We start from the raw sequence: 26,752 nt of genomic DNA on the forward strand, positions 1-26,752 counted from the left end.
TCTCTCGGTGGGTCGGGTGCGCGGTGCAGGAGGAGCACGAGTTCATGCGGGAGTCACCTGGTCGGGTTACGGTCCGCGGGTGACCAAGTCGACCGAGATCGTCCGGGTGCTCGCGGAGGAGCTCGCGAACGTCCCACCGGGTACCCGGGTCGCGTCGGAGGCGGACGTCGGCCAGCGGTTCGGCGTCGGACGCGCAGCCGCACGCGCCGCACTCGGAGAGCTCGAGCGCCGGATGCTGGTGAGCCGGATCCAGGGCGGCGGCACCTTCACGCGGCGGCGCGTCGACTACCTCGTCGCGCCGGGCCGCGCCCCGTCCTGGAGCCGGACGGTCCGGGAGGCCGGGGCGACGCCGCGCACCGTCGTGCTGGCGTGCGACGAGGTTCCGCTGCCCCCGTCCGTCGCGCACGAGCTCGGGACGCAGGCGGGGGAGCCCGCGTTCCGGCTCGTGCGCCGGTCGTTCATCGACGGCATGCCCGCCGCGTGGGGCGTCGAGTGGCTGACCGTGGCGCTGGTGCCGGAGCTGCCTGCCGCCCTGCGTCACGAGGAGTCGCTGGACGCCATCCTGCGCGACGTCGCAAGGGTGCGGCCGGAGCGCGCGTGGACGCGGGCCAGCATGGAGTCCGCCCCCGACGACGCGAGCGCCGGTCTCGGCTGCCGGCCGGGCGACCCCGCCTGGCTGATCGCGAGCCTCGCGCGCGACGGCGCCGACGGGCCGCCCGTGCTCTCGACGGAGCGCTGGGTGCGCGCGGACGCCGTCCGCGTGATCGTGGAGCTCGGTGCCCACGAGACGGCTCAGCACGAGACGGCCGCTCATGGGGTCACCGCAGCGCGCGGTGCGACGCCGGCCGGACCGGTCAGCAGCCGCCCGACCTGAGCCAGCCCGACGGCGGGCGTGACGAGCTCGTGCCACGGCACGGTGTCGTGTGTGCGGTCGAGCAGGTCCAGCGCAGCCCGGAGGTGTCGCGGCTCGTAGTTGTGCACGCCCGTGACGGTGAGCCAGCCGCGCACCACCCGCTCCGCGTCGAGCGGTACCGGCGGTGCCGGCGCCACGGAGCCGGCCAGCACGAGCCGCCCGCCGATGTCGAGGGCGTCGAGGCACCTGGCCACCGCGGAGCTCGCCCCGGACAGCTCGATCGCGACGTCGACGAGGCCGAGCGCGGAAGCGCCGTCCGGCAGGTCGACACCGTGCGTCGAGGTGGCGCCGAAGCGCACCGCGAGGTCCAGCCGCCCCCGGTCGGGGTCCGTGACCAGGACCTGAGCAGCCCCTGCCGCGCGTGCGGCGGCCACCGCGGTGATCCCGAGCATCCCCGCGCCACTGATCAGGACACGGCGCCCGGTGAGCGGTCCTGCGGCCTCGATGGTGGCCATGACGGTCGCGGTGGCGCAGCCGGCGGGGGAGGCCAGCTCGTCGGGCAGCGTGTCCGGCACGTGGGCGACCGTCGCACCGCGCGGCAGCAGGATGTGCTGCGCGTAGGTCCCGCTGAGCGGCCAGGCCGACGCGAACCCCTCGTGCCCCACCTTGCGGACCGACCGGCACTTCGCAGTGCGCCCCGCAGCACACCTGTCGCAGGCCCCGCACGCGACGGTCACGCCCCACACGACCCGGTCGCCGTCGACGAGCGGGCGGCCGTCGCGGTCGCGGTCGGCCTCGCCGGGACCGGTCGCGACGACGTCACCCACCGCCTCGTGCCCGAGGACCGAGGGGACGGGGGCCGCACGCCGCCCTGACACGGTGTGCCGGTCGCTCCCGCAGACCGTCGCGAGGCGGATGCGGACGAGCACCTCACCGGGGCCCGGTTCGGGGAGCGGCACCTCGACGAGCCGGACGGCGTCGCCGCCCTCCCACAGCGCCACGGTGGTCCAGCCTGCTGCAGGGGCGCCGTGCGGGACGGGAGCCAGGTCAGTGGTCAGGTCAGCTGTGCGCGGATCCACCCGGAGAGCCTTTCGATGAGCAGGACGACGACGAACACCAGCAGCACGATGCCGCCGACCACCTCGAACCGGAGCGTGCGCACCGCCTCGAACAGCAGGAAGCCCACGCCGCCCGCGCCGACGATCCCGAGGATCGTCGAGGTCCGGATGTTGACGTCGAGCAGGTAGAGCGTCGAGCCGACGACCGACGGCATGCTCTGGGGCAGGATCGCCGCGAAGAGCACCTTCCACCAGCCGCCGCCGACGGACCGCACCGCCTCGGCGGGCCCAGCGGGAACCTCCTCGACGGCATCGGCGACCAGCTTGCCGAGGAACCCGATCGAGCCGATGCCGAGCGCGATCGCACCCGCGACGGGACCGAGCCCGACGGCGGCGACCAGGATCACCGCGAGCACGAGCTCCGGGACGGCCCGCACCACGAGCACCGCCGTGCGGGCGGCGGCATGGACCACGGGGTGGGGCGCCACGTTGCGGGCGGCGAGCAGCCCGAGCGGGAGCGACAGCATGACGCCGATCGCCGTCGCCACGAGCCCGATCGCGAGCGTCTGGAGCAGAGCCTCCCAGAGCACCGGCCCGAGCGACGTGAGATCCGGGGGGAAGGTGCGGCCGGCGACACCCAGCAGGTCTGGCACGGACGTCACCACGGCGATCGGGTCGATGCCGAGGCGGACGAAAGCGAACACCGTGAGGGCGATCGCCGCTCCGCCGGAGAGGAACCGCACGACCCGGTCGCGTCCGAAGCGCGGGTTGCGGGGGGCCAGCAGCGCGCGACGGACCGCCATCGACAACAGCTCCATGGCGGCGACGACCACAAGGATGATCGCGACGATGCCCAGTGCCTTCGGGTACACGAGGCCGCGCAGGGCGTCCTGCAGGGCGAACCCGATGCCGCCCGCACCGACGAAGCCCAGCACGACGGACGTGCGCAGGTTGATGTCGACCCGGTAGACGAATGCCGACACCCAGGCGGGTACCACCTGGGGCACGACACCGTTGAGCAGCTCGCGCAGCGGGCCGACGCCGACGCTGCGCACCGCCTCGCGGGGGCCCTGGTCGGCGTCCTCGATCGCGTCGGCGAAGAGCTTGCCCAGCATGCCGACGGAGTGCAGCGCGAGGGCGAGCACGCCGGGCAGCACGCCGAGCCCGAGCGCACGGACGAAGAGGACCGCGAACACGAGGTCGGGCACCGCGCGGCAGAACGTGATCAGGCCGCGCGCGACGGCGGCCACGGCGGGGTGCGGCGTCGTCGTCCGGGCCGCGAGGAACGCGAGGGGGACCGAGAGGAACGTCGCGAGCACGGTCCCGAGGAACGCCATGAGCACCGTGTCGAGGGTGAGCGCGGCGATGCGCGCGGGGTCGTCGACACGGGGCGGGAGCATCCGTTCGACGAGCGACGCGACGTCCTCGCCGCCGGCGATCAGCGTCGGCAGGTCGAGGCCGATCGACGACGCAGCGACGAGCGTGAGCAGCACCGAAGCGCCGGCGATCCAGCGGAGCATGCGCTGCTGCGGCGTCGGCGGCAGGGGGAGGCGCCCGCCGGTGTTGTGCGCTCCGTCGCGGTGCTCGACGCCGCGGCGCTCCCGGGTGGTCGGTGCGCTCACGCCAGGGCCTCCGCCGGCTCGACGCGCCGGTAGATCGACATGGCGTCGTCCCTGGTCAGGCCCGCTGCCGGCCGGTCGAGGACCTTCTCGCCGCTGCGTAGCCCGACCAGCCGGTGCGCCCAGCCGAGCGCCAGGTCCACCTGGTGCAGGGTGCACACGACGGTCAGCCCCTCCTCGGCGCACACGCGCACGAGGAGGTCCATCACCGCCCCCGCGTTCTCCGGGTCGAGCGACGCGACGGGCTCGTCGGCCAGCACGAGCTGAGGGCGCTGCATGAGGGTCCTGGCGATGGCGACGCGCTGCTGCTGGCCGCCAGAGAGGGTGTCGGCGCGCTGGTAGGCGTGGTCCGCGAGGCCCACCCGGTCGATGTGGGCGAGCGCCTCCTCGCGCATCCGGCGCGAGTACGTCGTGACGCCGTACCGCGGCCCGCGCACCCGCCCGAGCCCGCCGATCAGGACGTTCTCCAGGCACGTGAGCCGACCGACCAGGTTGAACTGCTGGAAGACGAAGCCCACCTCGGTGCGCAGGCGGCGCAGCTCGCGGCCCGACGCGCGGTCGACCCGCGTGCCCGCCACGGTGACCTCACCGGCGGTGGGCCGGTGCAGCCCGTTCAGGCAGCGCAGCAGCGTCGACTTGCCCGATCCCGACAGGCCCAGCAGCACGAGCAGCTCGCCGCGTGCCACGTCGAGGTCGACGCCCGCCAGAGCCGTCGTCCCGTCGAACTCCTTGGTGAGGCCGCGCACCCGGACGATGGGCTCGCCTGCGGGCTGCACGGTGTCGGGCTGCACGGTGTCGGGCTGCACGGTCAGCCCTCGCACTTGTCCGACTTGGTGAGCGTGCAGACCTCGCGGGTCCCGTCGTAGTCCGCGTCCTCGGCGGGCGCGAAGCCCCACGCGTCCTCGTCGGTGAGCAGGCACTCGCCGTCGCAGTAGCCCTCCGACAGCAGGTACTCCGAGTTGGCCTTCTCGGTGATGAGGCTCGTGAGCTTGGCGTTGACGTCCTCACCGAGCGCGTCGTTGCCCACGAAGAGCGAGCCAGAGATCTTGGGCGAGCGCCAGACCTCCTTCAGGTCCCCCTCGGCCAGGTCGCCCGCCGCCGGGAGCGTCTCGGTGACCATGGACTCCATGGCGAAGCCCGCCTCGCAGTCGCCGGCGGCGACGCCGAGTGCCGAGGCGTCGTGCGCGCCGGCGTAGACGGGCTGGACACCCGCTGCGACGTCGGCCTCCTTGCCTGAGGCGACGACGCCGGCGTCGATCAGCCCGGCGCTCGGGTACAGGAAGCCCGACGTCGAGCCGGGGTCGACGAAGCACACGCTGTGCCCGGCGAAGTCTTCGAGGCTGTCGATGTCGCTGTCGCCGGGAGCGATCCCGAGCGAGTAGTAGCCGGGCTCGGCGTCCTTCGCCTCGATCGCCGCGCCGAGGGGAGTGATCGCCGCCTCGTTGTGCGTGGCGATCACGTACGCGAACGACCCGAGGAACGCGATGTCGACCTTGTCGGCGATGAGGCCCTCGATGGCGCCCGCGTAGTCGGAGGCCTGGCTCACCTCGACGGTGGCGCCCGTCTCCTCCTCGAGCATCGCGACGATGGGGTCGTACCCGGCGGCAAGATCCGTCGAGTTCTCCGCAGGGATCGCGGCCAGCCGGATGACCGACGGGAAGCCCTCGGCGGTGGTGCTCTCCGCGGCGGCCCCGGAACCACCGGCACACGCGGACATCGTCAGCGCCGTCGCTGCGGCGAACGCCGCCGCGGTGAGGGTCGTGGTGCTCTTCATCATCTCTCCGGTCGTAGCCGTTCAGGCGGTGCCCGGGTCGGGCGCCGTCGCCGAGTCTGCGAGGACGGGGAGAACCGTCGGCCCTGCGGTGGTGAACGGCAGGTGAACGGTCGTTCACCGTCCCGCCAGGTCGTCCGGACAACATGTGGCGGTGAACCATGCAACGAGCACGCCGCAGGCTGCGCACGGGCCGTCGGCAGGGCACGGGCTGCCGGCAGCGCAGGCGGGCGGCTGGCCGCTCGGGGCGACCCCGGGGGACTGGACCCTCGCAGGCGTCACCGCCGTCCTGCCCGACCGGGTGGTCGACGACGCCTGGGTGGTCGTGCGCGACGGTCGCATCGTCGAGGTGGGTGCGCGACCGCCGGGCGCACGCGCCGACCTCGACGGCCGCGGAGCCCTCTGCCTGCCCGGCCTCGTGGACGTGCACACCGACGTCCTCGCCCACGAGCGCAAGCCGCGCCCCGGCGCCGACCTCCCGCTCGACCTCGCCGTCCGCACCGCGACCGAACGCCTCGCCGGCTGCGGGGTGCTCACCGCCTTCCACGGGGTGCCGTTCGGAGCGCACACTCCCGTCGGCCTGCCCGCCGGCCTACCCGGACCAGAGGACCTCCTCCACGCGCTCCAGGACCCCGAGGCCCGGGCGTCCGGCACGCGGGTGCTGCACCGGCTCGACATCCGCAGCCCCGCCGCGCTGCCCGAGCTCGAGGCAGCGCTCGCGCACGCCTCGCCCCTCGACATCCCGCCCCTGGTCTCCCACGAGGACCACACCCCCGGCATCGGGCAGTACGCCGACCCGGCGGACATGGAACGCCTGCTCGTGGGCAGGGAAGGCTTCTCCGCCGGCGACGCACGCACCCACGTCCGGAGCTGGCGCCAGGACCGCGAGGACCGGTCCGACGTCGCCGCCGCGACCCTGGCCCGGCTCGGAGACCTCGCCCGGTCCGGCCGCATCCGCCTGGCGGGTCACGACCCCGAGTCCGAGGCCGACATCGAGGCGCTCGCGGCCAGGGGCGGCGTCGTCGCGGAGTTCCCGACGACCGTCGAGGCGGCCCGCGCCGCCCGTGCCAACGGCCTCGCGGTCGTGGCCGGCGCGCCGAACGCCGTACGCGGGGGCTCGCACACCGCCAACGTCTCGGCACGCGAGCTGGTCGCCCTCGGGCTCGTGGACGCGCTCGCGTCCGACTACGTGCCGGCCACGTTGCTGGCCGTGATCGAGGTGCTCGTCCGGGAAAGCCTGGCCGACCTGCCGCGCGCCGTCGCCCTCGTCACCTCGGGCCCGGCGCGAGCGGCGGGGCTGACCGACCGAGGGTCGCTCGTCCCGGGTGCGCGGGCCGACGTCGTCCTGGTGCGGACCGCCGGCCGGTGGCCCTCCGTCGTCGCGACGCTCCGGGCGGCGCAGGACCAGTAACGGGGGAGGAGCCGGGCGCCGCTGACAGCACGACGGGAGACAGCCATCGACGTACCGCATCTGCCGCCGATACCTGCGATGCCGTCAACCGTGAGCGCCGCAGGCGGGACGATGGACCCAGCCTGCGGCGTCCTTGCTGTGGTCACACGTAGTAGTGTGGCAAGGTCTACGCCACGGCCGGTTCGACACCGCGGCCAGACCAACGTCGCCCGGCCCGAGACGCTCACGCAGCCTGCGAAGCGAAGACCCGGATGCGGGCTTCATGTCAGGAAGCCAGCTGTCGGCACTCACGCCCGAGGGCTTTACCCGGTCAGGAGCCTGTGGACCTTGCGGGTGAGGTCGGTCCCTGCCTCACCGCCGGCGCAAGCCGTCCAGCACGATGTGCAGCGGCCGGTGCGCACGCCGGTCCCACTCGTCCTCGTCCAGCCGCGAGAGGTAGCCGATCAGGAGGATGACGTCGCCGGCGTCGGCGTCGTCACGGATCTGCCCGGCGGCCTTGCCCGCGTCGAGCAGCACGGTGATCGCGTCGCCGATCGGGCCGAGGCTGTGGTTCGTGAGCTCCCGCCAGACCGATGCCTCGACGGCCGCGAGCACCCCGCGCTTCACGCGCGCGTACTCGGCGACACGGTCGAACCATCGGGCAAGGGCGTCCACGGGCTCGGTGGTCTCCAGGAGCCGCGGCGCGAGGGCGACGAGCTCGTCGACCTCCTGCCGGTAGACCTCGACCAGCAGCGCCTCCCGCGTCGGGAAGTGCCGGTAGAGCGTGCCCTGCCCGACGCCGGCCTCCTTGGCGATGGCGTTCAGCCGGAGCTCGGTGGTGTCCGACGCCGCGATCTCCCGGCGGGCCACCTCGACGATCCGGGCGCGGTTCTCCACCGCGTCCTTACGGGCGGTCTTGACCATGAGCTCCCAGCCTCTCGACAAACGGACACGTGTCCGTTACGGTTCTGAAACCGGACACGTGTCCACTATATCGTCGAGGAGCACCACAGACATGACTGACATCATGACGGGAATCCAGGGCAAGGTCGTCGCGATCACGGGCGCGAGCAGCGGTATCGGCGAGGCCACCGCCCTCCTGCTCGCGGAGCGCGGCGCGAGCGTCGTCCTGGGCGCGCGACGTACGGACCGCCTGGACGACATCGTCCGCCGCATCCGAAAGGACGGCGGGGGCGCGACCGCCCGGGCTGTCGACGTGACGCGCCGCGAGGAACTGAACGGGCTGGTCCAGCACGCCGTCGACGAGTTCGGCCGGCTCGACGTCCTGGTCAGCAACGCGGGCATCGCGAGGCTCAGCCCGGTGGCGGATGTCGACGTCGACGGCTGGCAGGCGATGATCGACGTGAACCTGAACGGCGTGCTGAACGGGCTGGCCGCGGCACTGCCAGTGTTCCGCCGCCAGGGCGAGGGACACCTCGTGACGACCGTCTCGACGTCGGGCTTGCAGATCGTGCCGACCCAGGCCGTCTACGCCGCCACGAAGAACGCGGTACGGACCTTGCTCGAGGGCCTTCGCCAGGAGTCCACAGACGGGGTCCTGCGCACCACCTCGGTCTCGCCCGGGTACGTGCGCACCGAGCTCATCGACTCCATGGACATGTCGCCGGAGATCCGCAAGGAGGTCCAGCGCAACATGGCCGAGCTCGGGATCGACGCGGACGCCGTGGCCCGCACCATCGCGTTCGCCATCGAGCAGCCGCGCGACGTCGAGATCGGCGAGATCGTCGTGCGGCCCACCCGGCAGGGCTGAAACGCGGCGCGGACCGCGTCCGTCCATATCAGACCGCCTGCTGCGCCGCCGACCGTCCGCAGCGCTGCCGCTGAGCCGGCCGTCGTCCTTGCCGCGGGACTGCGCCCCGGGAGGTCAGCGATCTGCTCACGAGCACGCCGCACTTCGACGCGCCCTGACCAGATGGCGTCTCCCGGTGGTAGCCGGGTCCACCGTACCGACCAGTCGTGTCAGGGCTTGGTGCGGTGCATCCGGGCACCGGTGGCGATGAGGCCGATTCCGGCGAGCAGCCCCGCGACCGCGACGACGATCGGTGGTGCGTTGACTGCGGGGCCGGTGCTGGCGAGCAATCCGCCCTGAGCGAGTGCTGTGACCTGCAGGATCGTCACCCGGAAACTAGGTGGCGGAGGCATCGGCCGGCCCACCAGACTGGCCGGATGACCGATGCGACCCGAGACGACGCAGGGATCGGAGTCCTGCTCGGCTCCGGGCGCGAGGCCGAGGTGTACGCACGGGGGAACGACGCCGTCGTCAAGCTCTACCGCACCGGACAGCACGGGCACCACGCCGAGGCCCTGGCGCTGACCAGCCTGGCGGGACACCGCGTCGCGCCGGGCCTGGTCGAGGTCATCGACCACGACGGCAGGCCCGGCCTGGTGCTCGAGCGTGTCATCGGGACCGACATGCTGGACCTGCTGCAGCGCCGGCCATGGCGCATGCGCACGCTGGCGCGAGCACTGGCCGACGCGCACGTCGTGGTGCAGGGCGTCCGGGCACCGGCGGAGCTGCCCGACGTCCGCCAGGTCCTCGCCACCCGCATCGAAGCCGCCGCGGTGCCACGTGAGCTCCGGGGGTTCGCCCTGCGGCTGCTCGACGGTCTGCCGTCCGGCGACCGCCTGTGCCATGGCGACTACCACCCCGGCAACGTCATGGTCACGGCCGACGGGGTCAGCGTCATCGACTGGCCGAACGCCGCACGCGGCGTGCCCGAGGCAGACCATGCCCGAGCGCTCCTGCTGATGCGGTGGGCCGACCCGATGCCCGACGCACCCCTCGCGACGCGAGCGGTGGTGGCGGGCGGGCGCTCGCTGCTCGTCCGCGGATACGCCCACCGTTATGCACGGGCCCACCGGCGGCAGACGCAGGGGAGGGGCTCGCCCGCCCGGCTGCAGCACCTGGAGTCATGGCTGGTGGTGCACCTCGCTGCGCGCCTGTCGGAGGGCATCGACGCCGAGCAGCCCTTGCTGACCGACCTGCTCGGCCGCGCCCGGCGCAAGGACCACGCGGTGGGCGGTCAGCGGTCGTCGCAGTGAGGACCGGTCGAGCCGGTGGGCCCGCGGCCCTGACTCGGCGTACGCGGTACGCCGAGTCAGGGCCGTGGTACCGGTTCGACTGCTCGATCGGCTGCCGGATCACCTCCCGGAGCGACTCCCGGAGCGACTCCCGGAGCGACTCCCGGAGCGACTCCCGGAGCGACTCCCGGAGCGAGCATCGGCGCCCGGTCGCGTTCCACCACCGGCACGACATGCCCGGTGCCGAACTGCCGGGACAGCGCCCCACGCAGCCGTTCCCGCCCGCTCAGTCGACCGGCGCGGTCCGGGCGGCCCGGCACCGGCGGGACAGGGACGACGGACAGCAGCGCCCGCTCCGCGTCGTCGGCGGGCTGGTGGATCTCGGCGTACCCGCCGTTCGGCATCTGGACCACCCGGCCCGTCTCGTGCCCGTGGACCGCCACCTCGCGGTCCTTGCGCTGCAGGCCGATGCACAGGCGGCGCGTGACCTCGAACGCCAGCGGCGGGCCGATCACCAGTGCGACCTGGAGCGTCGTGATGATCGTCTCGAACGGCACGCTGAACTCGGTGGAGACGATGTCGGCGCTCGCGGCGCCCCACAGGATGCCGTAGAACAACGCGCCGGCGACGCCGATCCCCGTGCGGACCGGGACGTTCCGCGGCCGGTCGAGCACGTGGTGCAGCTCGCGGTCCTGGTCGACCCACGCCTCGAGGTACGGGTAGACGATCAGGATCGCGAAGTACCCACCGATCACGACCAGGGGGACCAGCGTCGCGAACGTGACGGTCCAGCCCATCCACTCCGTCTCCCAGCCGACCGGGACGAGGCGCAGCGCGCCGTCGAGGAAGCCCATGTACCAGTCCGGCTGGCTTCCGGCACCGACCTCGCCGACGGACGCGGGCCCGTAGGACCAGACGGGGCTGATCGTCGACGTCGCACCGAGCAGGACCAGCACCGCGCTGGTCAGACCGACCATCCCGGCGGCCCGGAGGGCGGCGTCGGGCCAGAGGCGCAGCCCGAGTGACGGGGCGGGTGCCGGCCGCGGGTGCGCCGCCTGCCCGTGCCGGACGAAGAGCACCCCGCGCACCGCCAGGACCAGCACGAGCAGCCCCGGCGCGATGACGGCGTGCACGGGGTAGAGATTCTCGATGATCTGGCCCGGGAACGGCCCACCGAACATCCAGTTCGCCACCCAGGTGCCGACGAACGGGATGCTGAGGACCACGCCCTCCACGATGCGCAGGCCGGTGCCGGACAGCATGTCGTCCGGCAGTGCGTAGCCGCTCCACCCCGCGGCGAGCACCAGGATGAAGGCCACGACGAGCAGGACCCAGCTCAGCTGCCGCGGACGGCGGAACCCGCCGGTGAAGAACGTCACGAGGAGCTGCATGATCATCGACGCAGGCATGACCAGGGCAGCCCAGTGGTGCGTCTGGCGCAGGAGGAGGCCGCCCGTCTGCTCGAACGAGATGCGCATGGTCGAGTCGAAGGCCGCGGTCACCGTCGCGCCCTGCAACGGTTCGTAGGGCCCTGCGTAGGTGACGAGCTCGTTCGACGGCGTGTACCAGGACGCCAGCAGCACCCCGGTCACCGCAAGGACGAGCAGGCAGGCGAAGGTCACGACGCCGAACAGGTTCGACCAGCGCAGCCGCACCCGTCGTCGGCCGAGGTCCGTGACCCGCGCCTGGAGCTGGTGACGGTCAACCCGCATCGCGCACCACGCTCAGCTCGGGCTTGCCGTGCGGTGCGGGCACGTCGGCCGGAGGTTCGTCGGCGCCCGCCACCGCGCGCGGGGCGCAGGCCCGCTCGCCGTCGGACCCGGCGAACGGGTCGCCGCCCGCCAGGAAGGCGGCCCGCGGTCGTTGCACGGTGGCGAGCGGGATGATGTCCCGCCCGAAGAGCACCGCAGAGGCCCAGACGAGCAGCACACGGATCTTCCGCTCCCAGGTGGGGACGGCGAGGACGTGATAGCCGCGGTGCATGAGCCAGGCCGGGAACCCCTTGATGACCAGCCGGCGGTACTGGAAGATGCCCTGCCCGATGCCGAGCGTGGCCACCGTGCCGAGGCTGTGGTGGAGGTACTGCCGTGGCTGCTTGCCGCGGAGGTCCGCCGTCACGTTGGCCGCCAGCAGCTTGCCCTGCCGTACCGCGTGCTGTGCGTTGGGCACGGTGCGCGCGCCAGGGACCGGCGAGGCCAGGTCAGGCACGGCTGCGTTGTCGCCGGCGGCCCACGCGTTCGGCACCGGTGCATCGGAGGTACCGACCCGGAGGTCGGCCCGGACCCGGACCAGGCCGCGCCCGTCGACCGGGAGGTCGGTGTTGCGCGCGACGACGGGGTTGCTTCCGTTGCCGGCGGCCCAGATCAGCAGCCCGTTGCCGTACGACTCGCCGGTGGACAGCATGATCCGGCCGTCGGCGGCCGAGACCACCTGGGTGCCGAGGTGCACGTGCGCACCGCGCTTCTTCAGGTGGCGCACCACCCAGCGGCCTGGCTCGTCGGTGACCTCTGGCAGGATGCGGTCGTTCGAGTCGACGAGGTGGAAGCCGAGGTCGTCACGGCTGAGCTCCGGGTAGGCGCGCAGCATGCTCGTGGCCAGGGACAGCAGCTCGCCGAAGACCTCGACCCCGGTGAACCCACCGCCGACGACGGTGACCGTCAGCAGCCGACGGCGCTCGACGCCCGGCGGGAGCAGCGCGGCGCGGTCGAAGGCGGTCAGGAGCTGGTCGCGGATCGCGACGGCCTCCTCGACGTGCTTGAGCCCGATCGCCTCCTGTTCGATGCCCGGGACGGGGAACGTGCGCGTCACGGCGCCGGCAGTCACGACGATCGTGTCGTACTCGATCTCCCGGAGGGCGCCGTCCTTGGTCCGGACGGTCGCGGTGCGGTGCGCGTGGTCGATCGACGTCGTGTGCCCGGCGATGATGCTGGTGCGGTGCAGGTGCCTGCGCAGCGACACCATGACGTGCCGCGCCTCGATGGAGCCGGCCGTGACCTCCGGCAGGAACGGCTGGTACGTCATGTAGCCGTGCGGGTCCACGAGGGTGACGTCCGCCTCGCCAGGGCGAAGCTTCTTCTCCAGTCCCCACGCGGCGTAGAAGCCGGCGTAGCCGCCGCCGACGATCAGGATCTTCTCCATGACAACCTCCTGGTGGTCTTACCCTTTCGACAACGTGGCGCGGCGAGATGTGACGTGGTGGTGGTCACAGCGCCCCGGCGTCCCGCTGGCGGGACGGGCACCTTCGTAGCCACGGACAACCCGAACCTGGATCCGGTCCACGGCCGCACGCACGCTGGTGACGACAAGCCATCGGGCGTGAGAGGAACCAGCCGTGAGCAAGAGAAGAGCCGTGCGGAAGTACACCGACGTCGTCGTGCCTGGCCTGAGCGGCAGGCGCGCCGTCGTGACCGGGGCCAGCGACGGGATCGGCCTCGGGCTCGCCGAGCGGCTCGCGCGGGCCGGGGCCGAGCTCGTGCTGCCGGTGCGCAACCCGGTCAAGGGCGAGCTGGCCGTCCAGCGCATCCGGACCGCGGTCCCGGATGCCGTGGTCACCACCCGGCCGCTCGACCTCGCCTCCCTTCACTCGGTGGCCGGCCTGGCGGACGGGCTCCTGCAGGAGGGACGACCGGTCGATCTCCTGGTGGCCAACGCAGGGGTGATGACCCCGCCGACCCGGAACACGACGACCGACGGGTACGAGCTCCAGCTCGGCACGAACCACCTGGGGCACATGGCCCTGGTCGGTCGGCTCCTCCCGCTCCTGCGCGTGTCTGACGGGCGCTCCGTCGGTGCGCGGGTGACCACCGTGTCGAGCGCGGCCGCCCGGTTCGGGCGACTCGACTGGGAGGACCTCAACAGCGAGCGCAGCTACTCGCCGGTTCGCGCCTACAACTTCTCGAAGCTCGCCCAGCTCATGTTCGCCCTCGAGCTGGACCGCAGGAGCACGGCGCACGGCTGGGGCATCGTGAGCAACGCGGCCCATCCAGGGACCACGTACTCGGGCCTGTACGCGGCCGGCCCCGGCCTCGGTAGCGCCAAGCCCCCGCGCACGGACGCCGTCATGCGCCGGCTGCTTGCCGTCGGGGTCTTCGTACAGCCGGTCGAGCAAGGGCTGCTGCCCGTGCTGCAGGCCGCTACCGATCCGGCGGCGGGCGGCGGGACGTTCTTCGGGCCGGACGGCGTTGGTCACTTCACCGGTAGCTCCGCGCCGCAGCGCCTCTACCGCGCGGCGACCGACGAGGCGGCGGCGTCCCGGCTGTGGGACGTCTCCGAGGGTATGACGGGCGTCCGCTTCCCGGGCGGATCCTCGGGCGGATCCTCGGGCGGGTTCTCGGGCGGAGCCTCGGGTGGCGTGCCGGATGCAGTTCCCGCAGAACGAGAGTGAGATGACGACATGGACCGCCAGCAGCTGGCCGACTTCCTGAGGAAGCGTCGGGCGGCGCTCCAGCCGGAGGACGTAGGGCTACCGCGTGGAGCGCGACGGCGCACGGCCGGCCTGCGACGCGAGGAGGTGGCGGCGCTGAGCGGGGTCTCGGCGGACTACTACAGCCGCATCGAGCAGCGGCGCGGTCCGGTTCCCTCGGAGCAGGTCCTCGCTGCGATCGCGCACGGTCTGCACCTGAGCCTCGAGGAGCGGGACCGGCTCGTCGAGCTCGCCGGGCATGCCCTGCCCCGGCGCACTCAGCGCGGTGACCACATCAACGCAGGGATGATGCGCATCCTCGACGGCCTGGCGGACGCGCCCGCCCAGGTCGAGAACGTCCTGGGGGTGACCCTCCGCCAGACCCGGCTGGCGGTCGCGCTCCTCGGCGACGAGACGTCGTACACCGGTCCGGAGCGCTCGCGGGTCTACCGGTGGTTCACCGATCACCGCAGCCGGGACCGGATCCCCGCCGAGGATCACGAACGCCACGGCCGCACCCTCACGGCTCGGCTGGCGGCGGTCCAGGCACAGACCGGCCAGACGTCCCCTGCCGGTGAGCTCGCCGCGGGGCTCCGCAGCCGTAGCACCGAGTTCGCGCGGCTGTGGGACGAACACCCCGTCGTCGGGCCCTATTGCGAGCCCAAGCGACTGAACCACCCCGAGGTAGGCCTGGTCGAGCTGCACGGGCAGACCCTGCTGGACCCGGACCAGTTCCAGGCCCTGACCGTCTTCACAGCGGTCCCTGGTACGGCGAGCCACGAGCGGCTCCGGCTGCTCTCGGTGGTCGGCGCGCCCTGAGCTCGGGGCTCGGGGCTCGGGGCTGCGGCTCCGGATGCGGCTCCGGCTCCGGGCGGTGCGGCGGGGCAAGGTGTCCCCAGGGGGTGGGTGCCAGGTCTGCCGAACTCCGTTCAGCTCCACGGTCAGTTCGGCCCACCTGGCACCCACCGAATCAGCTCATCGCCCCGGCGGCCGGCCGGATGACCACTGGGGCAATGACCGCCTACTGCTTGGTCGCCTGGACCGCGGCCAGGATCGTCTCCGCCACGACGACCGGGTGCGAGACGGCGATCGCGTGCGAGGCCCCCGGCACCTCGGTGGACGTCCGGGCGTCGGCGCGCTCGGCCATGAAGCGGATCAGCTCGGCCGGGATGTTGCGGTCCTCGGAACCGAACACGAACCATGACGGGATCGTGCGCCACGCCGGCTCGGCCGCGGCCAGGCCGTCCGTGAGGGCCGTCTCGGTCACGGGCCGCTGGGTCGCGGCCATGAGCGCGCTGAGGTCGGCGTCGACGTCGGCGGCGAACTGCTCGCCGAACACCTCCGGACGGATGGCGAGCTCGTTGCCGCCGGTCGAGACCGGGTAGGCGGTGAGCGCCTCGCCGAGAGTGCTGCCCGGGAACTTCGCGGACAGCGCGAACGCGGTCTCCCCGCTCTCCGGCGTGAACGCGGCGACGTAGACGAGGCCGACGACCTGGGTGTTGCCGGCTGCGGCCTCGGTGATCACCATCCCGCCGTAGGAGTGGCCGACCAGGACGACGGGGCCGTCGATCGACGCGATCACGTCGCGGACGTACTGAGCATCACCGGCGACCGAGCGCAGCGGGTTGGCGGCGGCGACCACCTCCAGCATCTCGCGCTGAAGGTGCCCGATGACGGCGTTCCAGCTCGACGACTCGGCGAACGCCCCGTGGACCAAGACGACGGTTGGTGCGGTCATGACAGATCTCCCTTGTTGGCTGCGGACGTGTTGGCTGCGGACGTGTTGGCTGCGGACGTGCTGGCCGCGGTCCCGTTGGGCGCCGCCATGTTCAGTGCGGTCATGCTCAGTGCGGTCATGCCCAGTGCCTTGCGCAGGACATGGATGGCCTGCTCAAGAGCAGCCGCGGTCGCGGCGGTGCCGCGGACGGGGTTGAGCATCATGAAGTCGTGAATCGTGGCGTTGTAGCGGATGCTCGTCGTCGGGACGCCGGCCGCCGTCAGGTTCCGTGCGTAGGCCTCGCCCTCGTCCCGCAGCACGTCGTTCTCGTCGACGATCACGAACGCCTCGGGCAGTCCCGCGAGGTCGTCGGCGGTCGCCCGGAGCGGCGACGCGGTGATCTCGCCCCGCCGATCGAGGTCGGGCAGGTAGGCGTCCCAGAACCACGCCATGGCCTTGGCGGTCAGGTGCGGGCCGTCGGCGAACTCGCGGTAGCTTGCGGTGCTCTGTGCGGCATCGGTCACCGGGTAGTACAGCGACTGGTGCACGAAGGACACGTCCCCGCGCTGCTTGGCCAGGATCGACAGTGCGGCTGTCATGTTGCCGCCGACGGAGTCGCCGGCGACGGCGAGTCGGGCGGCGTCCAGCCCTTCGGCACTGCCGTCGGTCGTGATCCATCGCGCCGTGGCGTACGCCTGCTCGATGGCGACCGGGTACTGCGCCTCCGGCGAGCGGGTGTACTCCACGAAGACGACGGCCGCGCCGACGCCGACGGCCAGCTCGCGCACCAGCCGGTCGTGGGTGGCGGTGCCGCCGAGGATCCAGCCGCCGCCGTGGACGTAGAGGATGGTGGGCAGGAGGTCCGTCGACCCGCTGCGCGCGTCGAGAGGCGTGACGATGCGCACCCGCACGTCGCCGACCTCTGCGGGGACGGTGATCCACTTCTCGTCGACGTCGGGCTTCTCGATCGGCGCCGCCTGGACGTCGTCGAGGAGCTTGCGGGCGCCTTCGACGCCCAGCTCGTAGAGGAACGGGGAGTGGGACGTCGCGTCGGCGAACGCCTGGGCCGCCGGTTCGAGCACGTGCTCGCTCATAGGTCTCTCCTTGCTCGGATTTGCTTGCTTGGGTTGCTGGTTGCTGGTTGCTGATTGCTTGTTTCGGTTGCTCGGTCCTGCGGGCCCGGTTTCGTGGGCCTGGCTTCGTGGGCCTGTTTCGTAAGCCCGGTGAGGTGGGCCTCGGGCTCCTGCCGGGTGATCTCTTGGCGCGTGTCCGCTGCATCCGGTTTTGCGCTGAGACAGACGTGGGTCGCGGTGGGAGATTTGATCTCCGAGGCCGTCTTCTGTTCGGCCTCACAGGTACGACCGGTCGGGGGCGCCGGCTGTGACGGTTCATCCATCGCAGGGAGACTCATGACGACATCTGGCGTCACAGGGCCGGACGGCATGGGGCCGGCGGACGCCTCTTTCGCCTTCATCGAGGTCCGCCCGCAGCTCTTCGGGATCGCGTACCGCATGCTCGGCTCCGTCGCCGAGGCTGAGGACGTGCTCCAGGAGGCCTGGATCCGGTGGCACCTGACCGACCGGTCGGCGGTCCGCAACCCGCAGGCGTTCCTGACGACGACCACGGCGCGCCTGGCCATCAATGTGCTCCAGAGCGCGCGCACCCGCCGCGAGACGTACACGGGGCCGTGGCTCCCCGAGCCGGTCGACACGAGCGAGGACCCCGCGCTCGGTGCCGAGCAGGCCGAGGCGCTGGACGTGGCAGTGCTGGTCCTGCTCGAACGGCTCACACCGGCGGAGCGCGCTGCCTACGTGCTCCGCGAGGCCTTCGGGTACGCCTACGCGGACATCGCCCGGATCGTCCACCTCTCGCAGGCCGCCGCACGCCAGCTCGTCAGCCGCGCGCGCAAGCACATCGCCTCAGGGAAGCGGAGCACGGTTGTCGCGAGCAAACGGCGGGCGCTCCTCGACGCGTTCGTCGCCGCCGCCCGGGCCGGAGACCTCGCCGGCCTGGAGCGGCTCCTCGCCGACGACGTCGTCCGCAGGGCCGACAGAGGCGGTGCGGTCCGGGGGCGCGGGTCCCCGTCGTCGGCCGCCGCAAGGTCGCACGACTGCTCCAGGTGTACTCGGCAGCATTCTGGACGGCGTGACCGCGTGGCCGTAGAAGGTCCACGGAGAGACAGCGATGGGTCTGGAACGGCACGGCGTCCCGCTCTGCGTGCTGACGCTGACCGCCTCGGGCCCAGGCATGGACGAGGTTCTGTGGCAGATGAACCCGGCTCAGCTCGCCGTGCGGCGATCGCTCGCCGGCGGCCCGCGTGCGTCATACCGCCGGGTCGAACGGGATCCCAGCCGGCTTCATCCGCTCCAGCCACCAGCTGAAGTCGCCGTCGTCGATCTTGATGGTCGCCCCGCCGAAGTCGGCGGTCATGAGGCGGTCGCGCAGCGACGTGCTGGGCCAGCCGTCCCAGCCGACCACGGGCGGATAGCGCCAGTCGCCGTAGTGGTTCTCCGGCGGGTCGTCGTTGCCGTTCGCGAGCCGGAACAGGTGGGTGCTCGGCCCGTCCTTGTGGAAGACGACCTTGGGATGCGAGCCCTCGAAGAGGACGTCGGACCGGGGATAGGTGGCCGACCCGCTGTGCTCGGTGATCGAGACGTGCTCCACCTGGTTCGAGCCCTGGTCGACCCAGACGACGACGTGCTCCCAGTCGTGCTTGTGGCTGCCGATCGCGATCGGGCCGGCCATGGTCTGGTCCTTCTCGAAGTAGCTCGCGTACATCACGGCGCACCAGCCGTTGTTGCACTTCTCGCGAGAGTAGGTCTGCGAGTTGTCCAGGTCCCACTGGTCGCGGCAGCTCCCGTTGACGGCGCCGCCGATGTCGAGGCCGGGCGCGATGGTGCCGTCTGGTCCGATGGCTGGCGTCGCGTAGCAGCCGTCGCCGTCGTAGTCGTAGGCGGGGGAGAAGGACTGCTCGGTCCCTGACGCGTTCTGCGGCAGGTTGGGCGGCGGGTCCGCGTGCGCGACGGCGGCCGGTGCGGTCAGGGCGATCGCGGCGATCGCGACGGTGGCCACGAGACGGGCCGGTGTGCGGCGCGGGGTCGGGGGCTGGTTGCGGTGCTGGGTCCGGTGCTGAGTGTGGGGCTGGGTGTGTGGCTGAGTGTGGGACGTGGCTCGGGGCGAGCTGGGGCGCGCGGTCGGCTGCGCCGTGCCGGCTCGGGACGGGTGGGACGTCGGACTGTTCATGACTGACCTCTCCGGTGCCGGCGGCCGCTCCGACGTCGGCGGTCGGGTCCGGTGCGTGGTGGCGACCGGGACGCGCGCCGTCGGCTCCAGTGTTCCGAGCGGGTCCTGAGCGGGTTCTGAGCGTGTCGTGGGCGGGTGAAAAGCAGGCACCTGGATGCTATGGGCGAGGCAGATGCCGGGCAATGAGGGCGACTACGTAGGCCGACCATGCAGACCGGGTGCGTAGACCGAGTGCGTGGACAGGGAGTCGTCCCGACGGGATCTGGCCGCTCGTCGGATGACCGCTCGTCGGATGACGGCGCGGTCTCTGGCGCACTACCTTGAGGCATGACCAGCGCGCCCCCGCCCGCACCAGGCGGCTCCGACCCTGCCGGGCTCGACCACGGCCTTGGCGCCACCCTGACCCCCGGTTTCCGAGGCAGGGCACGTCCCGAAGGCGTGACCTTGCCGCCGGGGCAGTACGCGGAAGAGGGGTTTCCAGTCCTCTCCGCGGGGCCCACACCCAACGTCAGCGCGGCGACCTGGGCGTTCACCGTCACCAACGAGGCAGGCGCTACGAAGTCCTGGACCTGGGCCGAGCTGATGGCACTGCCCCAGGAGACACCGACGGTGGACATCCACTGCGTCACGCGGTGGTCCAAGTTCGGCACGCGCTGGCGTGGCGTCTCCCTCGACGTGCTGCTCGCTGAGGTGGAGTCGACCGCGGACTTCGCGATGGTGGGCTCCTACGGCGGCTACACCACCAACCTGCCGGTGGCAGACCTGCTGGGCGGCAAGGCATGGATCGCGCACACCTTCGACGGCGCGCCGCTGCACGCCGAGCACGGCGGCCCCGCGCGGCTGCTGGTGCCGCACCTGTACTTCTGGAAGTCGGCCAAGTGGGTGCGTTCGCTCACCCTGATGCCGATGGACCGGCCTGGCTTCTGGGAGAAGCTCGGCTACCACGACCTGGGCGACCCGTGGCGCGAGCAGAGGTATCAGGGTGACTGAGCTGTCACGCGAGGGAGTTCGCTCCGTCGACGAGCAGGGTGCCCGGCTCGGTGAGCGGTATGCCGTCCGGTCGGGCTGGCAGGTCGCCACCCTGGTCGAGCGGCGACATGAGAGCTCGTCGGCCGTGACCCTGGTGCTCGACGTGCCCGGTTGGCCGGGCCACCAGGCCGGTCAGCACCTCGACCTACGCCTCACCGCGCCCGACGGCTACACGGCCGAACGGTCGTACTCCCTCGCGAGCGGACCGACGGCGCCCGGCACCAGCCGCGTCGAGATCACCGTCCAGAGGGTGCGCGACGGCGAGGTCTCCCCGTACCTCGTCGACGAGTTCCCGCCCGGCTCCGGGATCGAGGTGCGCGGACCCGTCGGCGGTTGGTTCGTCTGGGATCCGGTGGCCGACGCGGGCACGCCGGTCCTGCTCCTGGCGGGAGGGTCGGGCCTGGTCCCGGTGATGTCCATGGCCCGGGCGCGACGCGAGGCAGGGGACCGGACGCCGGTGCGCCTGATCTACTCGGTCCGGACGGCGGAGGACCAGCTGTACCCGGACGAGCTGACGGCGCTCACCGCTCGTGCTGACGGCTTCGAGGCCCACACGATCTTCACGCGGGCCGTCTCGCTCACCGAGCTGCGCGGGCCGCGCCGCCTCACCGCGTCCGAGCTCGCGACGTGGGGCTGGCCGCCCGAGCTGGAGCCGCGGGTGTACGTGTGCGGCCCGACGGGATTCGTCGAGGCAGTCTCGCGCATGGTCGTGGCCCAGGGTCATGACCCGGCCAGGGTCCGGACCGAGCGTTTCGGTCCGGCGGCGGACTGAGGTCGTCCCGGAGCGGGAGTCCTGACGACCGGGTCTGCCGAGGGGCGGACCGGTCGTGGTGCCGAGAAACACGAGGGCGTTGGGACGTTGCCGAACGCCGCGCTGCCCGGGTCTGTGCCGAGGCCGGTGATCGTGCAGATGGCGGTGATGGTGCAGGGGGCGGTGATGGTGCTTACGGGGGTGCTGAATGCGGCGCTGCCGGGTGGTGTGCCGCGGTTGGTGGTGGATGAGGCTCGTGCCGAGCGGGTTGAGGCCAGGTCGTGTGCCGCGGTTGGTGGAGGAGGGGCGGTGGTGCCGAGCGCGGTGCTGTCGGGTCAGGTGCCGGGGCTGGTGGTGTGGTGTGGGTGTCCGTTGCGGTCGGTGAAGTGCCAACCGTTGTCGAAGTGCATGGTGATGCCTTGGCTGTCGACGAGGTCGTGGTGATACCAGCAGAGCAGGGCGGCGTTGTGCACGCTGGTCTCGCCGCCGTCGGCCCAGTGGCGTACCGCGTGGTGGACCTCGCAGCGTGAGGGCGGCTGGTCGCACTGGCCAAGGACGCAGTGTTTGTCGCGGGCGATGACGGCCCGTCGTAGCTGTCCGGTGACCGTGCGCTGAGTGCGGCCGACGTCCAGGACCTGGGAGTCGGGTCCGAACACGATGCGGGTGACCTGGCTGTCGCACGCGAGGCGGCGCAGGAGGCTGGTCGGGACCGGATGGTTGGTCTCGGTGAACACCGCGGGTGTCTTGATCGCGGGCACGCCCAGACCGTTGAGCCCGACCACACCCGCGGTACCGGTACCGGCCAGGCCCGCGCCGCTACCCCCCGTGGCGCCGGGACTGGTGCTGGTGATGCACGTGGTGCTGGGGCCGGTTGGTGCGGTGGTGCCTGGGGTGGGTCGGGCCTCGCCGATCTGCTTCTTCGCCGCCAGGGCTTGGAGCTCGGTCCAGGACACGGTGACCGACAGGTGCGGCCGCACGGAGGCCCCGGTACCGGTGTGGGCGTTGTCCAGCACGACGCGCGCGATATCGGCCAGGGCCTGAGCGCGACGCTGTCCGGGAGTGCGGTCGTCACCGGTGGCCGGCGCGCCCATGACCGCACCGATCGCGGTGGTCAGGACCAGACCGTGCTCCTCGGTGAGGAACCCGGACAGGTGATACCCGCCCAGCGTCGGGGAGACATCCAGGTACTCACGGTCCTTGGCCTTGAGGTAACCACGCTCGTCGGCCTCGGGATCGGCGTGACGCGCGAAGTAGCGCACCAGACCCCGGAACCGGTCCGGTCCGTTGCCGGTCGACCAGTCCAGCAGCTGTTCCTCCCACGTCGGGAACCCGACCCCCGGTGGGAGAGCGTTCTGCGTCGTCGAGTCGTCGACCCCACCATCGCTCCCGCCACCGGTGCCGCCACCGGTGCCACCACCGGCGCCGGGCCCGTCCGCGTCTGCGGCGTCCGTGCCGTCTGCGGCAGGCCCGTCCGTGCCCGGTCCGGTGGTGCCCGGTCCGGTGGTGCCCGGTCCGGTGGTGCCCGGTCCGGTGGTGCCCGGTCCGGTGGTGCCCGGTCCGGTGGTGCCCGGTCCGGTGGTGGCCAGGTCGACCGCCGGCGCCCTGAGGGCCTGGGTGCGCTCCGGGCTGGTGGTCGCGACATCGACCAGAGCCCGCACCTTGTCCTGGCTGATGCGTCCGGCGAGCGCCCTGGTCAAGGTCGCGGGAAGGTGGTCACGCAACGCCCTAGCGGTACGCACGTCACACCTGGCGGTCGTGGTCCGCACGTCCTCGGTGCGGGCGAGCCAGACCGCGAACGTCCGAGCACCGGACCGCGCCCACAGCCCCGCGGCCTCGATCCGGGGCAGCACCGACCACCGCAGCGCATCCACCCGAGCACCCACCACCCGCAACCGCGCCGAAACCCCCACCAGACGCGAGGCCGCCATCGGTCGGCGCGTAGCGAGGCCAGGGTCAGTCTCGAAGCCAGCGCGGAGGCCCGCACGGTGAGCAGGCCCAGCACCAGCGCCAGCCTCCGGACCGACGGCGTGAGCGAGCTCTCCCAGCAGGTGCTCCAGATCGGCGAGGACGCTCTCGACCGGGCGCGGAACATCGCCCTCGTACTGGTCTGCCACGGTCTCCACCCCCTTTTTGCGGTCCGACCCGTCGCCAGGCGGAGTGGCTGCGACCCACCCGCCTGCACCCTCCGATTCTATCGAACAAACGTCCGCACGGATGGGCGAAAGAAGCATCTGTGGATAACCGTCTGGTTCGAACCAGTGGGACCAGACGGGCGCGGCTGCCACGGGCCCGTGCCGACACGCGCTGGCCCCGGGCCGCCGCACGCGCACGTGCGCACGTCCGGCGTCCGGCGTCCGGCGTCCGGCGACCGGCGACCGGCTACCTGCGTCCGCGGGCCAGCTTCGAGGGCCACCAGATCGCCCGTCCGATGTCGTACCCCAGGGCGGGGACGAGGAGCGAGCGGACCGCGAAGGTGTCGAGCAGCACGCCGAAGGCGACGATGAAGGCGAGCTGCGCGAGGAAGAGGACGGGGATCACTGCGAGTGCCGTGAAGGTCGCGGCGAGCACCAGCCCCGCCGACGTGATGATGCCCCCGGTCAGTCTGAGCCCGCGGAGGACGCCTTCACGCGTGCCGTGGGTGAGCGACTCCTCGCGGACGCGGGTCATGAGGAAGATGTTGTAGTCGATCCCGAGCGCGACGAGGAAGACGAAGCCGAACAGTGGCACGGCCGGGTCGGCGCCGGGGAAGTCGAGCAGGTCGTTGAACACGAGTGCCGCCACGCCCATCGCCGTCCCGAAGGACAGCACCGTGGTCAGGATCAGCAGGACCGGCGCGAGCACCGCGCGGAGCAGCAGCATGAGGATCAGGAGGATCACGACGAGCACGATCGGCACGATGAGAGTGCGATCCCGGATCGACGCCTCGTTCGTGTCGAGGTCGGTGGCGGACTCGCCGCCCACCAGGGCCTCGGGGACCACGTCGGTGTAGGCGGCGCGCAGGTCGCGAACCGTCTGCACGGCGGCCGCGGAGTCCGCTGCGTCGTTGGGAGTGCCCTGGAGGAGCACCATGCCGTCGGAGACCACCGGCTCCGGCGGACCACCAGCCGAGCCCTCCGCCGAGCCCTCCGGCGGGCCGAAGGCCTGGATGCCGTCGCCCGTCACAGGGGCCGTCCCGCTCGGGGTCTCGGCCGTGATCGCCACCTGGGCGATCCCGTCCTCCTGGAGCAGGACGTCGGCCGCGCGCTGCATCTCGTCCTCCGGTGCGACGACGTAGACCGGGCTCCCTGATCCCGCAGGGAAGTGTTCCGCGAGACGCTCCTGCCCGGTTCGGGCCTCGGATGCGCCGAGGACCAGCTCCGACTGCGGGACGCCCGTGGCCTGGAGCTGCGTGATCCCCACGCAGCCGAGGGCGAGGACCGCCGCCGTCGTCACCCAGATGGTGCGGGGCCTGGCGCGGATGCCGCGCGCGAGCCGGCCCCACACGCCTCCGTCCTGGGTACCGGCTCGTGCGGCCGCCGGGTCGTAGCTGGGACGGCGGGGCCAGAACGCCGCGCGGCCGAGGGCGAGCAGCAGGGCGGGGAGGAGCGTGAGCGCGGCGAGCATCGCGAACAGGATGCCGACGGCGGCGACCGGGCCGAGCGTGCTGTTGGAGCGCAGCTCGCTCAGCAGCAGACAGAGCAGGCCCGCGATGACGGTGCCGCCCGAGGCGAGGATCGGCTCGAACGACCCGCGCAGCGCACGGAGGGTGGCGGTCCACCGGTCCGGCGTGTGCACCAGCTCCTCGCGGAAGCGCGCGACGTACAGCAGGGCGTAGTCGGTCGCCGCTCCGATGACGAGGATGAACAGGATGCCCTGCGTCTGCCCGCTGAGCAGCAGCACTCCCGACCGGGCGAGGTGCCAGACGGTCAGCAGCGCAAGGCAGAGCGCGAACATGCTGGTCGCGAGCACTGCGAGGGGGAGCAGCAGCGAGCGGTACACGACCACGAGGATGACCAGTACGGCCGCGAGGGCGACGCCGAGGAGGATCCCGTCGATTCCCGCGAACGCGGACGACAGGTCGCTGGAGAAGCCCGCTGGTCCCGTGATGTACAGGTCGACGCCGTCGGGCAGGCCGCTGCGCAGGGTGTCCCGGAGCTCGGTCGTCGCCTCACCGAGGTCGGCCGAGCCGGAGAGCGGGACGAATGCCTGTGCGGCCGCGCCGTCTTCTGCTGGGATGGGCGGGGAGACGTCGCCGTCGACGACGTCCAGGTCGGCTACGGCCTCGAGCTGCTCGCCGATGGCGGCGAGGTCGTCGTCGGTGAGCTCGTCCGCAGTGCCGTCGGATGCAGAGTCGCCGGATGCAGAGTCGCCGGAAGCGACGAAGACGACGATCGCGGGTACGGCGTCGCCCTCGGTGAACCCGGAGAGCCGTTCCTGCACCTCGGTCGCTTCGGCGCTGGCGGGCAGGTAGGCGGTGCGGTCGTTGGAGGAGACCTCGTCGACGCGACCGAAGTACGGGCCCCCGATCGCCGCGCCCACGAACCAGACGATGATGAGCACGGCCGGCACGGTGACCCGGAGCCAGCGCGGTACACGCGAACCGACGCTCATGAGGCGCGCTCCCAGCTCGCGACGTCGCCGGGTACGACGACGAACAGCCGGTGGGGAGCGGGCGACCCGGTCGCGACGAGACGCGCGCGGTGGGTGGGAGAGCGTACGGCGAGCTTGTGCAGGAGGTGCTGCCACTCCAGGTCGAGCTGCCCGGCGGTCACCAGGATCCGTGTGGTGTCGTGGACGTGCTGGTCGAGCTGCTGCGAGATCCGCAGCTCGTCGAACTGGTACCCGCGCCGCGTCGCCTCCTCGCGTACGCCGTGAAGGTACGCGGAGATGGCGGTCGCCGGCTGCGGGTGCTCCCGGAAGCGGTCGAGCTGCGGGTGCGCGACATAGCCGCGGGTGCGGCCCAGCAGCACCGCCTGCGCAAGGAGCGCCTCGCGCCAGCACGCGACGAGGCCCTGACGGTCGAGCAGGGCGGGGTCGAGGGACCAGATCCGCATGCGGCAGAACCTCCATCTCAGGTCGCCAGCCGGATTTAGCTAGCCAGGCTATATTCAAGCACATGACGCTATAAGGTGATCGGAGTACCATCCGATCGTGAGCCCCGAACCCGTGCCGCGCGACCAGAACGAGCCGTCGATGATGGATCCGCGCGTGATGGATCCGGAGCAGGAGATCGTGCGGCGGGCCGGCATGGACGACGCCGACGTCGACCAGGTGGTCGGCGTCCTGGAGGCGCTGCGCCGCTGGCGCGAGACCGAGCGGCGGATGAGCGAGGCCTCGCAGCGCTACATGAAGCTCGGCGACACCGACATGCGTGCGCTCCGTTTCGTCATCGCCATGCAGAACCACGGGCGCGTCGTGACGCCTGGTGCGATCGCCGAGCACCTGGGCATCACGACGGCGTCGACCACCAAGCTGATCGACCGGCTTGCCGCGGGCGACCACGTACGGCGGTTTCCGCACCCCTCCGACCGGCGCAGCCTCGCGATCGAGGTCACCGAGGAGACGCGACGCGCGGCGCGGGAGTCGGTCGGGCGCAGCCACGCCCGCCGGTTCGACGCCGCCGCCCGCCTGACCGCCGACGAGCGGGAGATCGTCACCCGCTTCCTCGACGACCTGGCAGGCACGGACACGGACACGGACACAGACACGGACACGGACACGGACACGGACACGGACACGGGCGCGGGCGCGGACACGGACGACGCGGCCGAGGGCTCAGGGATCCACTGACCGGGCACGGCGGGCCGTGCCGGACGCGCGCAAAGACCTGTTCCGGCGGGTGTGTTGCCCCGAGTGGACGATGTCTACGCGGGGCAACACACCCCGCAGACCAGGTGT

24 protein-coding genes are annotated in these 26,752 nt (G+C 72.2%); 10 read left to right on the plus strand and 14 right to left on the minus strand.

Annotated features, from left to right (window positions below; translation table 11 throughout):
* The first annotated feature begins 79 nt into the window (after nucleotides 1–79).
* Nucleotides 80–874 (plus strand): GntR family transcriptional regulator, encoded by a 795-nt coding sequence (locus ACFS27_RS15865; RefSeq protein WP_377184699.1) that lies wholly within the window; start codon nucleotides 80–82, stop codon nucleotides 872–874.
* Here the strand turns inward: ACFS27_RS15865 and ACFS27_RS15870 are convergent.
* The 4 genes from ACFS27_RS15870 to ACFS27_RS15885 are packed head-to-tail and all read right to left on the minus strand — an operon-like array spanning nucleotide 811 to nucleotide 5,304.
* A complete protein-coding gene (locus ACFS27_RS15870; protein ID WP_377184702.1) occupies nucleotides 811–1,932 on the minus strand; it encodes a zinc-binding dehydrogenase in 1,122 nt (373 codons plus the stop codon). The genes ACFS27_RS15865 and ACFS27_RS15870 overlap by 64 nt on opposite strands.
* Nucleotides 1,908–3,533 carry a phosphonate ABC transporter, permease protein PhnE gene (gene phnE / locus ACFS27_RS15875; protein ID WP_377184705.1) on the minus strand — a complete coding sequence of 542 codons (1,626 nt, stop codon included), beginning with the start codon at nucleotides 3,531–3,533 and terminating at the stop codon, nucleotides 1,908–1,910. The genes ACFS27_RS15870 and phnE overlap by 25 nt, the downstream gene beginning before the upstream one ends.
* Complete coding sequence (phnC, locus tag ACFS27_RS15880; RefSeq protein ID WP_377184707.1) at nucleotides 3,530–4,336, minus strand: phosphonate ABC transporter ATP-binding protein; 807 nt, start codon at nucleotides 4,334–4,336, stop codon at nucleotides 3,530–3,532. The genes phnE and phnC overlap by 4 nt, the downstream gene beginning before the upstream one ends.
* A 2-nt stretch (nucleotides 4,337–4,338) precedes the next feature.
* On the minus strand, nucleotides 4,339–5,304 hold the full coding sequence (locus tag ACFS27_RS15885) for a phosphate/phosphite/phosphonate ABC transporter substrate-binding protein (RefSeq protein ID WP_377184710.1): 966 nt from the start codon (nucleotides 5,302–5,304) through the stop codon (nucleotides 4,339–4,341).
* Between the two features lie 151 nt (nucleotides 5,305–5,455).
* Between ACFS27_RS15885 and ACFS27_RS15890 the strand changes: the two genes are divergently transcribed.
* Nucleotides 5,456–6,712, plus strand: coding sequence for an alpha-D-ribose 1-methylphosphonate 5-triphosphate diphosphatase (locus ACFS27_RS15890; RefSeq protein WP_377184712.1), 1,257 nt, complete (start codon nucleotides 5,456–5,458; stop codon nucleotides 6,710–6,712).
* A gap of 351 nt (nucleotides 6,713–7,063) precedes the next feature.
* Here ACFS27_RS15890 and ACFS27_RS15895 read toward each other — a convergent pair whose 3' ends face one another.
* Nucleotides 7,064–7,615: a TetR/AcrR family transcriptional regulator gene (locus ACFS27_RS15895; protein WP_377184715.1), complete on the minus strand. Its 552-nt coding sequence runs from the start codon at nucleotides 7,613–7,615 to the stop codon at nucleotides 7,064–7,066.
* 91 nt (nucleotides 7,616–7,706) lie between these two features.
* Here ACFS27_RS15895 and ACFS27_RS15900 point away from each other — a divergent pair, with 91 nt between their 5' ends.
* Entirely contained in the window at nucleotides 7,707–8,462 is a 756-nt protein-coding gene (locus tag ACFS27_RS15900; RefSeq protein WP_377184717.1) for an SDR family oxidoreductase, read from the plus strand.
* A gap of 209 nt (nucleotides 8,463–8,671) precedes the next feature.
* Here the strand turns inward: ACFS27_RS15900 and ACFS27_RS15905 are convergent, their stop codons facing one another.
* Complete coding sequence (locus ACFS27_RS15905) at nucleotides 8,672–8,830, minus strand: hypothetical protein (RefSeq protein WP_377184720.1); 159 nt, start codon at nucleotides 8,828–8,830, stop codon at nucleotides 8,672–8,674.
* 48 nt (nucleotides 8,831–8,878) lie between these two features.
* Here ACFS27_RS15905 and ACFS27_RS15910 point away from each other — a divergent pair, with 48 nt between their 5' ends.
* Nucleotides 8,879–9,754, plus strand: coding sequence for a phosphotransferase family protein (locus ACFS27_RS15910; RefSeq protein WP_377184723.1), 876 nt, complete (start codon nucleotides 8,879–8,881; stop codon nucleotides 9,752–9,754).
* A gap of 56 nt (nucleotides 9,755–9,810) precedes the next feature.
* Here ACFS27_RS15910 and ACFS27_RS15915 read toward each other — a convergent pair whose 3' ends face one another.
* Together ACFS27_RS15915 and ACFS27_RS15920 are read right to left on the minus strand one after the other, a co-directional pair.
* A complete protein-coding gene (locus tag ACFS27_RS15915; RefSeq protein ID WP_377184726.1) occupies nucleotides 9,811–11,445 on the minus strand; it encodes a cytochrome b in 1,635 nt (544 codons plus the stop codon).
* Nucleotides 11,435–12,871: an NAD(P)/FAD-dependent oxidoreductase gene (locus ACFS27_RS15920; RefSeq protein WP_377184729.1), complete on the minus strand. Its 1,437-nt coding sequence runs from the start codon at nucleotides 12,869–12,871 to the stop codon at nucleotides 11,435–11,437. Before ACFS27_RS15920 ends, ACFS27_RS15915 begins: the two co-directional genes overlap by 11 nt.
* Before the next feature lie 193 nt (nucleotides 12,872–13,064).
* On the opposite strand from ACFS27_RS15920, the gene ACFS27_RS15925 reads away from it, so the two are divergent.
* Entirely contained in the window at nucleotides 13,065–14,117 is a 1,053-nt protein-coding gene (locus ACFS27_RS15925; protein WP_377184731.1) for an SDR family oxidoreductase, read from the plus strand.
* A gap of 9 nt (nucleotides 14,118–14,126) precedes the next feature.
* On the plus strand, nucleotides 14,127–14,954 hold the full coding sequence (locus ACFS27_RS15930) for a helix-turn-helix transcriptional regulator (protein ID WP_377184733.1): 828 nt from the start codon (nucleotides 14,127–14,129) through the stop codon (nucleotides 14,952–14,954).
* Nucleotides 14,955–15,156: 202 nt separating this feature from the next.
* Here the strand turns inward: ACFS27_RS15930 and ACFS27_RS15935 are convergent, their stop codons facing one another.
* Nucleotides 15,157–15,873 (minus strand): alpha/beta fold hydrolase, encoded by a 717-nt coding sequence (locus ACFS27_RS15935; protein ID WP_377184736.1) that lies wholly within the window; start codon nucleotides 15,871–15,873, stop codon nucleotides 15,157–15,159.
* Complete coding sequence (locus ACFS27_RS15940; protein ID WP_377184738.1) at nucleotides 15,870–16,946, minus strand: alpha/beta hydrolase; 1,077 nt, start codon at nucleotides 16,944–16,946, stop codon at nucleotides 15,870–15,872. Before ACFS27_RS15940 ends, ACFS27_RS15935 begins: the two co-directional genes overlap by 4 nt.
* Before the next feature lie 315 nt (nucleotides 16,947–17,261).
* Between ACFS27_RS15940 and ACFS27_RS15945 the strand changes: the two genes are divergently transcribed.
* On the plus strand, nucleotides 17,262–18,233 hold the full coding sequence (locus ACFS27_RS15945; protein WP_377184741.1) for a sigma-70 family RNA polymerase sigma factor: 972 nt from the start codon (nucleotides 17,262–17,264) through the stop codon (nucleotides 18,231–18,233).
* Here the strand turns inward: ACFS27_RS15945 and ACFS27_RS15950 are convergent.
* Nucleotides 18,175–19,095 (minus strand): NPP1 family protein, encoded by a 921-nt coding sequence (locus tag ACFS27_RS15950; RefSeq protein WP_377184744.1) that lies wholly within the window; start codon nucleotides 19,093–19,095, stop codon nucleotides 18,175–18,177. The two genes, ACFS27_RS15945 and ACFS27_RS15950, sit on opposite strands and share 59 nt — an antisense overlap.
* A gap of 327 nt (nucleotides 19,096–19,422) precedes the next feature.
* On the opposite strand from ACFS27_RS15950, the gene ACFS27_RS15955 reads away from it, so the two are divergent.
* Both ACFS27_RS15955 and ACFS27_RS15960 read left to right on the plus strand, forming a co-directional pair.
* Nucleotides 19,423–20,085, plus strand: a complete 663-nt coding sequence (locus ACFS27_RS15955; protein ID WP_377184747.1) for a sulfite oxidase-like oxidoreductase — start codon at nucleotides 19,423–19,425, stop codon at nucleotides 20,083–20,085.
* The gene (locus tag ACFS27_RS15960; RefSeq protein WP_377184750.1) at nucleotides 20,078–20,896 is read left to right on the plus strand and encodes a ferredoxin reductase; all 819 of its coding nucleotides are present in this window, start codon (nucleotides 20,078–20,080) and stop codon (nucleotides 20,894–20,896) included. Before ACFS27_RS15955 ends, ACFS27_RS15960 begins: the two co-directional genes overlap by 8 nt.
* A gap of 314 nt (nucleotides 20,897–21,210) precedes the next feature.
* Here ACFS27_RS15960 and ACFS27_RS15965 read toward each other — a convergent pair whose 3' ends face one another.
* From ACFS27_RS15965 to ACFS27_RS15975, 3 genes are all read right to left on the minus strand, one after another.
* Nucleotides 21,211–22,989, minus strand: a complete 1,779-nt coding sequence (locus ACFS27_RS15965; RefSeq protein WP_377184753.1) for an HNH endonuclease signature motif containing protein — start codon at nucleotides 22,987–22,989, stop codon at nucleotides 21,211–21,213.
* A 265-nt stretch (nucleotides 22,990–23,254) separates the two neighbouring features.
* Nucleotides 23,255–25,465, minus strand: a complete 2,211-nt coding sequence (locus ACFS27_RS15970) for an MMPL family transporter (protein ID WP_377184756.1) — start codon at nucleotides 25,463–25,465, stop codon at nucleotides 23,255–23,257.
* Nucleotides 25,462–25,908: a pyrimidine dimer DNA glycosylase/endonuclease V gene (locus ACFS27_RS15975; protein ID WP_377184759.1), complete on the minus strand. Its 447-nt coding sequence runs from the start codon at nucleotides 25,906–25,908 to the stop codon at nucleotides 25,462–25,464. The genes ACFS27_RS15970 and ACFS27_RS15975 overlap by 4 nt, the downstream gene beginning before the upstream one ends.
* 97 nt (nucleotides 25,909–26,005) lie before the next feature.
* Here ACFS27_RS15975 and ACFS27_RS15980 point away from each other — a divergent pair, with 97 nt between their 5' ends.
* On the plus strand, nucleotides 26,006–26,644 hold the full coding sequence (locus ACFS27_RS15980; protein WP_377184762.1) for a MarR family winged helix-turn-helix transcriptional regulator: 639 nt from the start codon (nucleotides 26,006–26,008) through the stop codon (nucleotides 26,642–26,644).
* The last annotated feature ends 108 nt before the right edge of the window (nucleotides 26,645–26,752 follow it).

Source organism: Promicromonospora vindobonensis, from assembly GCF_042685865.1.
Classification (GTDB): Bacteria; Actinomycetota; Actinomycetes; order Actinomycetales; family Cellulomonadaceae; genus Promicromonospora; species Promicromonospora vindobonensis.